Annotated in this window: 8 protein-coding genes; 5 read left to right on the top strand and 3 right to left on the bottom strand. The window is 71.7% G+C overall.

All coding sequences use genetic code 11. From position 1 onward, the window contains the following. Positions 1–54: 54 nt before the first annotated feature. A complete protein-coding gene (locus OG917_RS19360) occupies positions 55–1,752 on the bottom strand; it encodes a SpoIIE family protein phosphatase (RefSeq protein ID WP_328318868.1) in 1,698 nt (565 codons plus the stop codon). Positions 1,753–1,851: 99 nt separating this feature from the next. Then, positions 1,852–4,326, bottom strand: coding sequence for a glycoside hydrolase family 2 protein (locus tag OG917_RS19355; protein WP_328318867.1), 2,475 nt, complete (start codon positions 4,324–4,326; stop codon positions 1,852–1,854). Between the two features lie 209 nt (positions 4,327–4,535). Here OG917_RS19355 and OG917_RS19350 point away from each other — a divergent pair, with 209 nt between their 5' ends. Beyond that, a complete protein-coding gene (locus OG917_RS19350; RefSeq protein WP_328318866.1) occupies positions 4,536–5,591 on the top strand; it encodes an aldo/keto reductase in 1,056 nt (351 codons plus the stop codon). 143 nt (positions 5,592–5,734) lie between these two features. Here OG917_RS19350 and OG917_RS19345 read toward each other — a convergent pair whose 3' ends face one another. Beyond that, entirely contained in the window at positions 5,735–7,567 is a 1,833-nt protein-coding gene (locus OG917_RS19345) for a glycoside hydrolase family 2 protein (RefSeq protein WP_328318865.1), read from the bottom strand. A gap of 160 nt (positions 7,568–7,727) precedes the next feature. On the opposite strand from OG917_RS19345, the gene OG917_RS19340 reads away from it, so the two are divergent. The 4 genes from OG917_RS19340 (at position 7,728) to OG917_RS19325 (ending at position 12,112) form a co-directional block, all read left to right on the top strand. Further along, positions 7,728–8,747 carry a LacI family DNA-binding transcriptional regulator gene (locus tag OG917_RS19340; RefSeq protein ID WP_328322015.1) on the top strand — a complete coding sequence of 340 codons (1,020 nt, stop codon included), beginning with the start codon at positions 7,728–7,730 and terminating at the stop codon, positions 8,745–8,747. 167 nt (positions 8,748–8,914) lie between these two features. Beyond that, positions 8,915–10,255, top strand: coding sequence for an extracellular solute-binding protein (locus tag OG917_RS19335; RefSeq protein ID WP_328318864.1), 1,341 nt, complete (start codon positions 8,915–8,917; stop codon positions 10,253–10,255). Positions 10,256–10,267: 12 nt separating this feature from the next. After that, positions 10,268–11,227, top strand: a complete 960-nt coding sequence (locus OG917_RS19330; RefSeq protein ID WP_328318863.1) for a carbohydrate ABC transporter permease — start codon at positions 10,268–10,270, stop codon at positions 11,225–11,227. Between the two features lie 12 nt (positions 11,228–11,239). Further along, positions 11,240–12,112 (top strand): carbohydrate ABC transporter permease, encoded by an 873-nt coding sequence (locus OG917_RS19325; RefSeq protein ID WP_328318862.1) that lies wholly within the window; start codon positions 11,240–11,242, stop codon positions 12,110–12,112. Positions 12,113–12,118: the final 6 nt, after the last annotated feature.

Below are 12,118 nucleotides of genomic sequence, written 5' to 3'. Positions count from 1 at the left end.
CCGGTGGCCGGGGCCGGCCGTCGCCCGGGGCCGGCCGGCCCGCCCGGCCCGGTGCTACGTCGCGCTTCTTCCCTCGCGGATCCGGGACGCAAGGACCGCGATGTCGTCCGTCGCGTCGTGGCCGAACCGGTCGAGCACCTCGTCCAGCAGGCCCTCCAGAGTCCCGCCGACCGACATCCGCAGATCGGCCAGACGGCCGACGGACACATCGATGTCCTCGTCGCGGCGCTCCACCAGCCCGTCGGTGTACATGAACAGGACGGTCCCCGGGCCGCACGGCAGTGAGACCGACTCATAACCGCCGAGCCCGGTGCCGAGCGGCGGTCCGACCGGGATGTCGGCGATCACGGCGCCGGTACCGCGGTCGATGAACACCGGCGGCAGATGGCCCGCGCTGGCGACCTGGCAGACCCCGCGGAAGCGGTCCACCACCGCCAGGAGACAGGTGGCGGCCCGCTCGATACCCGCCCGCTCCACCATCAGGTCGAGCCGTTCGAGGATCACGTGCGGCGGGGTGTCGTTCTGTGCGAGCAGCCGCACCATGGAGCGGTAGTGGCTCATCGCCACGGCCGCCTCCACCCCATGGCCCATCACATCGCCCATGACCTTCAGATGGCGGGCGTCCGAGAGGGGCACCACGTCGAACCAGTCGCCGCCGACCTCCGCCCCCTGCCCTACCGGCAGATAGCGGGTGGCGACCTCGATGTGCGGGTGCGGTCTGCGCGGCTCGGAGAGCAGGGCGCGCTGGAGTTCCAGGGCGATACCGTGCTCACGCGTGTAGCGGCGGGCGTGGTCGAGGTCGACGGCGGCGCGGACCGCCAGCTCTCTGGCGACCATCACGTCCTGGTCGGTGAAGGCGGGCGAGTCCCCGGCCCGCACGAGCGCCAGGCAGCCCAGCGGGCGAGCCCGGGAGGTGAGCGGTACGACGCAGACCGAGTGGAAGCCGAGCGCGCGGTAGACGGCCACGCGCTCGGGATCCGGGGCGGAGCGGCTCAGCTCGGCGTCGGTGGAGAGGTTCTGCAGGACCGGCTGGTTCGTGGCCAGACAGCGCGGAATGGTCCCGCCCTCCTGGTAGTCGGCGTACTGCCCCGGCTCCCCGAACTGCCAGACCGCCTCCGCGAAACCCGGTACCGCGGCGAGGCCGGCCCTCCGCAGCCGGACCACCCCGGTGGGCGGGGGCCGCACGGACATGCCGACCTCAGGGGCGAACACCTCGACGCTCGCGACGTCGGCGAGCTCAGGGACCACGAAGTCGGCCAGCTCACCGCAGGTGGTGTTCATGTCCAGCGTGGTGCCGATCAGGGTGGCCGCCGTGTCCAGCATCGTCAGATGCCGGCTGACGCGCTCGTACTCCACGTGACGGCGGCGCGGTGCCCTGACCTCCAGGAGGATCAGGACGATCCCCTGGACCTCGCCGTCCCGCTCGACGCGGTGGCAGGCGCCCTGCCAGAACCGCACCCCGGGACGGTCCGACGCGGGAGTACGGCCGCTGGACTCCACCTCACGGGGCCGGCCGTCGGCGAGCACCTCGCGCAGCAGATCCATGGGGACGTTCAGCTCCGGGAGGATTTCCCCCGCCGTACGGCCGAGATGTTCGGCGGCGGAAACGCCGTTCATCCGTTCCAGGGCCGCGTTGACGTAGAGGAAGCGCAGTTCCGTATCGAGCACGCCCACACCCGCTGCGGTCCCCCCGAGCAGCGACGCCAGGCCTTCCAGGCCGGGCGGGGGCGGAACGGGCGCGTCGGCGCACACGGGACCTCCTGGGGCGGGACGGTGAACCCCTCACCCCATGGTCGGCCGCCATGGCGCCGCGCGCATCCGCCCAGCCGTTCGGGACCGCCGGGCACGGCCTCAGGGCCGGCCGGCCGGCTCCACGGCGAACAGCGCCGCGCGCACCGCCCGCACCGCTCCGTCGTCCGGGACGTCCCAGCCGCGCACACCGATGGTGGCGCGCTCGCCCGGCAGCAGCGTCAGCAGCCCCTGGTCCGCGGCGGCCGACGGGGCCAGCCGGTCGGCCTGGAGCAGGAGGTCGCGCAGCAGGGTCCTGGCGGTCACCAGTACGGCGACACCACCCTTCCCGTCCCGCACCAGCTCCACGTCGAACTCCGGCACCGGAAAGGCGAAAGCCCGGTCGCGTACCGGGAAGTGCAGCGCCCGCGAACCGTCCGCGTCGGCGACCAGGAACTCCTCGGCCGATTCCGGGGCGGGTACGAGCGCGGCGGGCACCGCGGTGCGCCCGACCGCGCGGGCCGGGGCGGACAGCTCCAGGACAGCCTCTGCCAGCGTCTTCCCGGCCGCCGTCATCCGGCGTACCCGCACATCGGTGCGCCACGGCCGGGCCGACTGGTTGACGGCGGCGAGCGTGAGGCCGCCGTCCCCGGCCTGCACGGTCAGCAGCCGGTCGGCGTAGACCCGGCGCAGCTCGTGGAAGAGCGGCTTGCGGCGCCCGTCGCCGTCGATGGCGGACCAGGATGTCACCGGCCAGCAGTCGTTGAGCTGCCAGACGACCGTGCCCGCGCAGACCGGCCACTGGGCGCGCCAGTGCTCGATCCCGGTGGCGATGGCGCGGGCCTGGTTGACCTGCGTCAGGTAGTGCCAGCGGTCGAAGTCCGCGGGGACGGCGAAGTGCCGGGCGAGGCCGCGCTCCAGCTTGCCGTTGCCGTCGGCGGCCTTCTGGTGGTGGAGCATGCCGGGCGAGTCCGCCGCGAGCTCCTCGCCGGGCAGTGCCCGGCGCAGTGTCGCGTACGCGGGCGGGGCCTGCCAGCCGAACTCGGCCGCGAACCGGGGCGACTGGCCGAGGTACTCGGTGTAGTCGGTGCGGTTCCAGACCTCCCAGGAGTGCGACGTCCCGTGCGCGGGGTCGTTGGGATGGTGGTCCCACGATCCCGACCAGGGGCTGCCCGCCGTGTACGGGCGGGTCGGGTCGGTCTCGGCGACGATGCGCGGCAGCAGCCCCAGGTAGTACCCCTCGCCCCAGGAGTCTCCCGCCAGCTCCTCCTCCCACTGCCAGTCGCGGAAGCCCCAGAGGTTCTCGTTGTTGCCGTTCCACAGGACCAGTGACGCGTGCGGCATCAGCCGGGTGACGTTCTCCCTGGCCTCGGCCTCCACCTCGGAGCGCAGCGGCTGCTCCTCCGGGTAGGCGGCGCAGGCGAAGAGGAAGTCCTGCCAGACCATCAGGCCCAGCTCGTCGCAGATGTCGTAGAAGGCGTCCGACTCGTAGATGCCACCGCCCCAGACCCTGACCAGGTCGACGCCCGCCTCGGTGGCCTGCGTGAGACGGCTGCGGTACCGCTCGGGGCTGATGCGGGACGGGAACACGTCGTCGGGGATCCAGTTGACGCCGCGCGCGAAGATCCGTTCCCCGTTGACGACCAGGGTGAATCCGGTGCCGTGCTCGTCGGCCGCGGTGTCGAGGGCGACGGTGCGGAAACCGATCCGCCGCGACCAGCTGTCGAGTACGGCGCCACTCCCGTCGCGGAGCACCACCTCACAGTCGTACAGCGGCTGTTCGCCGTACCCGCGGGGCCACCAGAGAGCCGCGTCGGACACGTCGGCGGTGACCGTGGCGTGTGTGCCGTCGAAGCTCACGGACGCCCCGGCGCTCCCGGGCACGGCCGCAGTCGTGCCGCCTGCGGCCGTCGCGCCGCCGATGAGCAGTTCCGCGGTGAGGGGGCGTCCGGCGCCCGGCCCCGTGCGCTCCACCTCGACCCGCGCCTCGACCCGGCCGGTCGTCCCGGCCACGGTGACGAGCGGCCGGACGTCCGAGATCCGGGCCGTCGACCAGTGTTCGAGGCGCACCGGCTTCCAGATGCCGGCGGTGACCAGTGTCGGCCCCCAGTCCCAGCCGAAGGAGCAGGCCATCTTGCGGATGTACTGGAAGGGCTCCGGGTACGAGTTGGGGCGCTCCCCCACCTGGGCACGGACCGCTTCGGCCTCGGTGTAGGCGGAGGTGAAGAGCACCGAGAGCGGCACGGGGGAACCGCTTCCCCCGGTCGCGCCTGTGACATCGAAGCGGTAGCCGCGGTGCATGTTGCGGGTCCGGCCGGCGACCTCGCCGCCGACGGTGACCGTGGCCGCCGTGTCGAGCCCGTCGAAGACCAGATCGGTGCGTTCGTGGGCGCTGTCGCGGGGCGGGAGCACTGTGTCGTACTGCCAGTCGGCCCGGCCGACCCAGGCCACCTCCGTCTCGTTGCGGGAGAGGAACGGGTCGGGGATCACCCCTGCGGCCAGCAGATCCGTGTGTACGCAGCCGGGTATCCGGGCCGGGAGCGCGGCTGACTCGTGCCGCAGGGTCCAGCCTGCGGTCAGGGGGGCGACGTCCTTCATACGGCAGCTCCGTTCACGGCGGTCCATGGCAGGGCCCGGCCTGCCCCGGCTCCGGCTTCCGCACGGCGAGTACACGCTGGACAACGTTGTCGAGCCTATGCGGAGCCACCCGTGACCACGCCGGTGGGAAGGAGCTTGCGCTGGAGCGCCCTCCAGCTCATAGCGTCGGGGACCACAGCCGTACCCACCGCCCGGACGAAGGGACCACCGTGCGCTACACACTGTTCGGCAGGACCGGCCTGCGCGTCAGCGAGCTCAGCCTCGGCGCCATGACGATCGGCGACGACTGGGGCTGGGGAGCCTCCAAGGAGACGAGCGGACGCATCGTCAATGCCTACGCGGAAGCGGGCGGCAACTTCGTCGACACCGCCGACAAGTACACCGACGGCAGCTCGGAGCGCATTCTCGGCGAGCTGCTGGAGGGGCGCAGGGACCGGTTCGTCCTGGCGACCAAGTACACCTGCGCGACCGACCCCGGCGACGTCAACTCGGCGGGCAACCACCGCAAGAACCTCGTGCAGTCGGTGGAGGCCAGCCTCGCCCGGCTGCGCACCGACCGCGTGGACGTGCTGTGGGTGCACGCCCGCGACAACTTCACCCCGGTCGACGAGGTGATGCGCGCCCTGGACGATCTGGTCAGGGCCGGGAAGGTGCAGTACATCGGGGTGTCCGACTGGCCCGCCTGGGAGATCGCGCAGGCGAACACCCTGGCCGAGCTGCGCGGCTGGACGTCCTTCGCGGGCTCGCAACTGCGCTACAACCTGCTGGACCGCACGGCGGAGCGTGACCTCCTGCCGCAGGCACGCGCCTTCGACCTGGCCGTACTGGCCTGGGCGCCGCTCGCAGCGGGCAGGCTCACCGGCAAGTACCGCCGGGGCGAGTCCGGACGCCTGGACGGCGCGGACCTGGACGGCCGCGACCGGAACGAGGACGCGGTGATCACCGCCGTCATCGACATCGCCGAACAGGGCGGCTGGTCCCCGGCCCAGGTGGCACTGGCCTGGCTGCGCAGCCGGCCGGGCAATGTCATCCCCATCATCGCGGCCACGAAGGAGAGCCAGCTGGCCGACAACCTCGCGTCGGCCGGCGTCCGGCTGGACGACGCGGCCCTCGCCCGCCTGGACGAGGTGAGCGCCGTCCCGCACGGCTTCCCGCACGACTTCCTGCGGGAGCCCGGCACCACGCGCACGGTGTACGGGGACCGCTGGGCCGAGATCGAGGAGCGGCGCTCGACCTACCGGCGGGCCACCGGCGGGGTCCTCTGAGGAGAGAGGCGAGGAGGGAGGCGAGGAGCCCAGCCGCCGGGGGCCGCCGGGGCCCCGGCGGCAGGCGCTGCCGTCCGGCGCCCGCCCTCAGGTGTCGCCGGCGCCCGGACGGGCCCGGGGTCGCATGCGCCCCGCCGCAGGGGTCAGTCGCCCGCGGCCCCCTCGTCCGGGAGGCCCGTGACGATCCGGCGGATCGCCTCCAGCGGCAGCTTGGGGGTGCCGTCCGGGAAGAGCAGGCCGTTGGTCTCCTGCGCGGTGTCCATGAACTGGGTGTAGCAGAAGCCCGCTACCAGCGGGCTCCTGCGCAGCTCGCCGAAGAGGGCGCCGAGCAGCTCCGCGTACTGGGTGGCGGAGCCGGTCTGCGTGTAGAAGAAGTCGTCGTCGCCCCCGGCCAGCGAGAGGCCCCCGAACTCGGTGATCATCAGGGGTGCTTCACCTGCCCCGAACCGCTCGTCCTGCCGCTCCGTGAGGGAGACCGCCCGGCCCTGGGGCCCCCCGCCGGCGAGCACCGCAGCGAACCCGGCCGCGTCCCCGTAACGCTCCTTCAGCAGTGCCGTGTCGCTCGTGTAGTCGTGTACGCCGAGGATGTCGCTGTCGGTGTGCTCCCAGCCCTCGTTGGACATGACCGGGCGCGTCGGGTCCAGGGCGCGGGTCAGCGCGGCCAGGGCCACCGAGTACTGCTGTTGCGCGGGGTCGTGCGCGATGTCGGAGAGGCCCCAGCTCTCGTTGATGGGCACCCAGGTCACGATCGACGGGTGGCTGCGGTCGCGCCGCACCAGGTCCAGCCACTCACGGGTGAGCAGCTCGACGGCCTCCGTGCCGAATTCGTACGCGGCGCCGGTCTCGCCCCAGACGAGCAGGCCCAGGCGGTCGGCCCAGTACAGGAACCTCGGATCCTCCGCCTTCTGGTGGACCCGGACCGCGTTGAAGCCCATCGCCTTGATCAGCTCGACCTCGCGGCGCAGCTCGCCGGTGCCGGACGCCGCGAGCAGGGTGCGCGGCCTGTACCCCTGGTTCAGTACGGAACGCACGTAGCAGGGGCGGTCGTTGAGCAGGAAGGAACCGCTCCCCACGCCCACGCTGCGCAGCCCGATGTAGCTGTCCACGGTGTCGGCCGACGCGGGTGAACCGGGGTCGCGCACGGTGACCCGGGCGTCCACCAGAGTGGGGCTGTCGGGGGTCCACCACAGGTCTTCGCGGTCGATGCCGTTGCGCAGGGCCGCGATCGCGATGTCGATCCTGGTGCGCCGGCCGGTGGTCACGGTGGAGGTCTCGGCCAGTACACGGTCGCCGGCGCGGAGCACGATGTCGACCGTGAGCGGGCGGGTCAGCGGCCTGGCGAGCGCGATCTCGGCCACGACGCCGTACGTGGGGTCGGGGATCCAGGCGAGGTCGGTGATGTGCTGGCCGGGGACGGTCTCCGTCCACACGCTCTGCCAGATGCCGGTGGTCCGCTCGTACCAGACGGCGTGCGGGCGCTCCTGCCAGTCCTGCTTGCCGCGCGGGACGCAGAGGTCGGCCGGGTCGTCCTCGGCGCGTACGACGAGGACGTGCTCGGCGGCGTCCGGGCGCAGTGCGTCCGTCACGTCGGCGGTGAACGGTGTCTGCCCGCCGATGTGTTCGGCCACCAGCCTGCCGTCCAGCCAGACCTTCGCGCGGTGGTCGACCGCCCCGAAGTGGATCAGCGTCCGCCCGCCGGAAGAGGGAGGCGCGAGGGTGCCGTGGGCGATCCGGCGGCGGTACCAGACAACCGGGTGCGGCCCGGTCTCGCCTATGCCGGAAGCGGGCGCCTCGGGCGGGAAGGGGACAGTGATCTCCCGGTCGAAGCCGCCCGCCGCGGAGCCGGAGAACCAGGAATCGCGCTCGCCCGCATCGGCGTCGTCGTATCCGAACTCCCACGTGCCGTCCAGGCTGTTCCACTGCTCACGGCACATGAGCGGCCTCGGATACGCCCCCTCCTGTTCACTCGCCCTCACGGCTCCTCCTTCTGCCTCAGCGGCCATCAGGTTTCGTACAATCGAATTCCGCTCATCATGAGTGAAGCTTTGCAACGATGCAAGGAATGCAGAACGCACCCACGCCGGCCGCCGCCGGCGGGGACCGACCGAGGGGGACGCGCCGGTGGGCAGGGTACGGATGCGGGACGTGGCCGAGCACGCCGGTGTATCGGTGCGGACCGTGTCCAACGTGGTCAGCGGCTATACGCACGTCAGCCCGGAGATGCGCGCCCGGGTGCAGCACTCGCTGGACGCGCTGGGCTACAAGATGGACTTCCTCGCCCGGGGCCTGCGCTCGGGCCGCACCGGCTTCGTCGCGCTCGCCGTGCCCTTCCTCGCCGAGCCCTACTTCGCCGAGCTCGCGCAGGCCGTCATCCGGGCGGCGGCCCGGCGGGGCATCACCGTGCTCGTCGAGTCGACGGAGGGCGACAGTGAGACCGAACGGCGCATCCTCGCGGGGGGTCTGACCAATGTGGCCGACGGTGTGCTGTTCAGCGCCCTGACCGTGCCGGCCGCCGACGTCACCGCCACCGCCCCGGACTTCCCGCTGGTCATGCTCGGTGAGCACGATGTCGGCGACCGCTTCCCGCGCGTCGGGATCGACAACGTGGCCGCCGCCCGCACCGCCGTGGAACACCTCATCGACCAGGGCTGCCGCCGCATCGTCGCGCTCGGCCGGAACGGCAGCGAGAACGGCCGCCAGCGCGCCGAGGGCTACCAGCAGGCCCTGTCGGCGGCCGGCGTGCGGCGGGTGAACTGGCTGGTGACGCCGGTGAAGGACTGGAACAGGGCGCAGGGGTACGAGGCCGTGCGCCGGCTCCTGGAAGGCAGCGGCCCACTGCCGGACGCGATCTTCGCCTTCAACGACGCGCTGGCCGTCGGCGCCCTGCGCGCGCTCAACGCCTCCGGGGTCCGGGTGCCCGGCGACGTCGCCCTGGCGGGCATCGACGACGTCCCGGAGTCGGCGTACACGCATCCGCCGCTCACCTCGGTGGCGCCCGATCTGGACGTGATCGCGGAACGCGCCCTCACCCTGCTCGACGAGCAGATCAACCGGCAGCCGGACGCCGGGCGCGCCGGTGCGGGCGCCGGGCTGCGGGAGTCGACGCCCTTCCGGCTCGTCGTCCGGGAGTCCTCGCGGCGACAGCACCCCGCCTGACCCGGAGCCGTCGCACCCGCCGTCCGCCGCGCAGCCGGCCCACCGCAGCGGCTCGTCCCGCCGCCCTCCACCGCGGACCGCGATCGCCGACCTATTGCAACGATGCAAATCGTGTGCCAAGGTCTCCGCCATCGAGTTCACATCGAATTAACGAGGTGAATACCCCCATGAGCGGAGCGATGGCGCGCCGGCGCTTCCTGGCTCTCGGCGGCGGTCTGGCCCTGACCGGCGGGCTGACCGCGTGCTCATCCCCGCTGGCCTCCGGCCTCACGGGTTCTCAGCCCGACACCGCGGACGTCATCTTCTGGAACCTGTTCACCGGCGGCGACGGCGCCAACATGGCGCTGATGGAGGACGCGTTCCGGAAGCAGCACCCCGGGACCTCGGTCGAAGCGACCATCCTGGGCTGGGGGAATCCGTACTACACGAAGCTGGCCCTGGCCACGGCGAGCGGCACCCCGCCCGACGTCGGCATCTCCCATCTGTCGCGGCTCCCGCTGCTGGCGGCCTCGGGCCTGCTGGAGCCGGTGTCCGAAACCGGTGTCACCGAGCTGGGTGTCACCCCGGACCGCTTCACGCCGGCGGCCTGGAAGAAGGCCACCGTGAACGGCACCCCCTACGCGGTGCCGCTGGACACCCACCCGTTCGTGCTCTTCTACAACGTCGACCTGGCGAAGAAGGCGGGCCTGCTCAACGCCGCAGGTGACGGGCTGAAGCCGATGAAGGGCAGGGCGGCCTTCACCGACGCGGTGAAGGCGATGAAGGAGGCGGGCGCCCGGTACGGCGCCGCGATGTCCATCACCGCCGACCCGTCCACCGCCTGGCGCTGGTTCAGCATGATCTACTCCGGCCTCGCGGGCCCCGTCGTCACCGGGTCGGGCACCACGATCGACATCGACGCCGAGGCGATGCAGGAGACATTCGACTTCATGCAGAGCCTGACCGGGCCCGGCCTCATGCCGAAAAGCCTCAACGGGTCAGGTGCGAACGCGCTGTTCAGCACGGGCAGGGCAGGCTTCCTCTTCGACGGCGAGTGGCAGATCCCCTCGTACCGGCTGGTCAAGGACCTCCGTTTCAACGTGGTGCCGTTCCCGGCGCTGCTCGGACCGGAGCCGGTGGCGTACGCGGACTCGCACGCGCTCGTCGTCCCGCGCAACCCGAAGCGCTCCGCCGCGCGCACCGCGCACGCGGCGCAGTTCATCAAGAGCCTGCTCGACTCCAGTGCCACCTGGGCACACGGCGGCCATGTGCCGGCCTGGCTCCCCAGCCAGCGCAGCAAGGCGTTCCTCGGACAATCCCCGCAGCGCAACTACGTGCAGGCGGCGTTCAACGCCCAGTACGACCCGGTCGCCTGGTACACCGGCGCAGGATCGGACTTCCAGAACACCGTGGGCGCGACCATCATCGAGGTCCTCGCGGGGCGGCTGGGACCGAAACAGGCCGTCGCCGGTATGCGTGCGGATCTGAAGCGCTACACCACGGCCCGCCCACCGGTCACGATGAAGTAGGAGGCAGCTCCCATGACGACCGTCGCCCCGACGCGGCCGGCCCGGCGCCCCGCGCCCGTACGGACGGCGCGCGCCCGGCCGCCCCGCTCCGACCGGCGGGCGGGGCTGCTGCTCAGCGCCCCGTTCCTGGTGGTCTACCTGGTGTTCCTGGCCGGCCCGCTGCTCATGGGCATCGTGCTGAGCTTCTTCAACACGACCACGGTCAAGGACGGCCTCGGCGACTGGGTGGGGGTGTCCAACTACACCAAGGTCCTGCGGGACTCCCTCTTCTGGGACGCCATGTGGCACTCGGTGCTGTTCACCCTGATCACCACCCCGCTCATGGTGGTCCTCGCCCTGCTCTTCGCCGTCCTGGCGTCCCGGATCCCGCGCGGCCGGGTCTTCTACCGCCTGGCGTTCTTCGCCCCGTACGTGGTGCCGTCGTCCGTGGTCGCCCTGATCTTCCTGTGGATCTACACCCCGCAAGTCGGCCTGGCGCCCAAGCTGTTCGGCGCGGTGGGCCTGCCGGTGCCCGACTTCATCGGCAGCACGTCGGGCGGCTGGACCGCGGTGGTCCTGATGACGCTGTGGTGGACGTTCGGCTTCAACTTCGTCCTCTACACCGCCGCGATCCAGGACGTCCCGCCGGATGTGTACGAGGCGGCCGCCATCGACGGTGCGAGCCCCTGGCAGCAGATCCGGCTGATCACCGTGCCGCTGCTGCGGCCTGCCACCGGGCTGGTGCTGATCCTCCAGATCCTGGCCTCGCTGAAGGTCTTCGACCAGATCTACCTGCTGCTGGGCGGCGGCCCCGCCCAGTCGACACGGCCCGTCATCGAGTACATCTACGACACCGGATTCACCTCCTACCGGGGTGGCTACGGCGCCGCGGCCACCCTCGTCTATTTCGTCATCATCGTCGCGATCTCGGCAGCCTGGTACGCGCTGCGCCGCCGGTCCGCGACCACGGCCGCGACCCGCGCCGCGGCCTGAGCGGAGGACACCTTGAGCAGCATCACCCAGCCGCCGCGGACCCGCACGGGGGGTCCGCCCGCCGTCAACGGCGCGCAACTCTTCAACCGGCTCTGCGCCGTCTGCCTCACCCTGTTCGCGCTGATCTGGCTCGTCCCGTTCGTCTGGGCTCTCATCACCTCGCTCCGCCCGGACGGCTCGATCACCGAGAACCCGACGTCGCCCTTCGCGGGCGGGTGGTCCCTGCACGCGTACGCGTACGCCTGGGACACCTATCCGATCGGCTCCTGGTACCTCAACAGCCTGGTCATCGGGGTCCTCGCGGTGGTCTTCACGGTGGCCTTCTGCTCGATGGCGGGCTTCGCCCTGGCCTTCCTGCGCTTCCCCGGCAGGTCCGCGGTCATGGCGCTGGTGACAGCGGGTCTGATGCTGCCCACCGAGGCGCTGATCCTGCCCCAGTTCATCGAGTACCGGGCGCTGCATCTGCTCGGCACCTACTGGGCGCTGGTCCTGCCTTCGGTCGCGGCGCCGGTGTCGGTCTTCATCTTCCAGGCGTTCTTCAAGGGCATCCCGGTCCCGCTGATCGAGGCCGCGCGCATCGACGGGGCGAGCTGGTGGCGGGTCTACTGGACCATCTGCATGCCGATCTGCCGCCCGGCGGTCTCCACGGTGTCGATCCTGACGTTCATCAACTCGTGGAACGCCTTCCTCTGGCCGCTGCTGGTGCTGAACCAGACCAAGTCGCAGACGATCCCGGTGGGTCTGGCCTCCCTGGTGAACAACAGCAACATCCAGTACGCGGAGGTCATGGCGTCCTCCGTGCTCGGATTCCTTCCGCTGGTCGCGGTGTTCCTCGTCTTCCAGCGGCGGATCGTGCAGGGCGTGGCGACGACCGGCATCAAGTAGCGGACC

Source organism: Streptomyces sp. NBC_00388 (assembly GCF_036061255.1).
Lineage (GTDB): Bacteria > Actinomycetota > Actinomycetes > Streptomycetales > Streptomycetaceae > Streptomyces.
Note: the sequence above shows the minus strand (reverse complement) of the source record. Positions and strands in the feature narration are given on the sequence as shown.

Bases quoted from the DNA above. Each gene is read 5' to 3' on its own strand.
- OG917_RS19355 (WP_328318867.1), bottom strand. From the start codon at position 4,326: ATGAAGGACGTCGCCCCCCTGACCGCAGGCTGGACCCTGCGGCACGAG.
- OG917_RS19340 (WP_328322015.1), top strand. From the start codon at position 7,728: ATGCGGGACGTGGCCGAGCACGCCGGTGTATCGGTGCGGACCGTGTCC.
- OG917_RS19335 (WP_328318864.1), top strand. From the start codon at position 8,915: ATGAGCGGAGCGATGGCGCGCCGGCGCTTCCTGGCTCTCGGCGGCGGT.
- OG917_RS19330 (WP_328318863.1), top strand. From the start codon at position 10,268: ATGACGACCGTCGCCCCGACGCGGCCGGCCCGGCGCCCCGCGCCCGTA.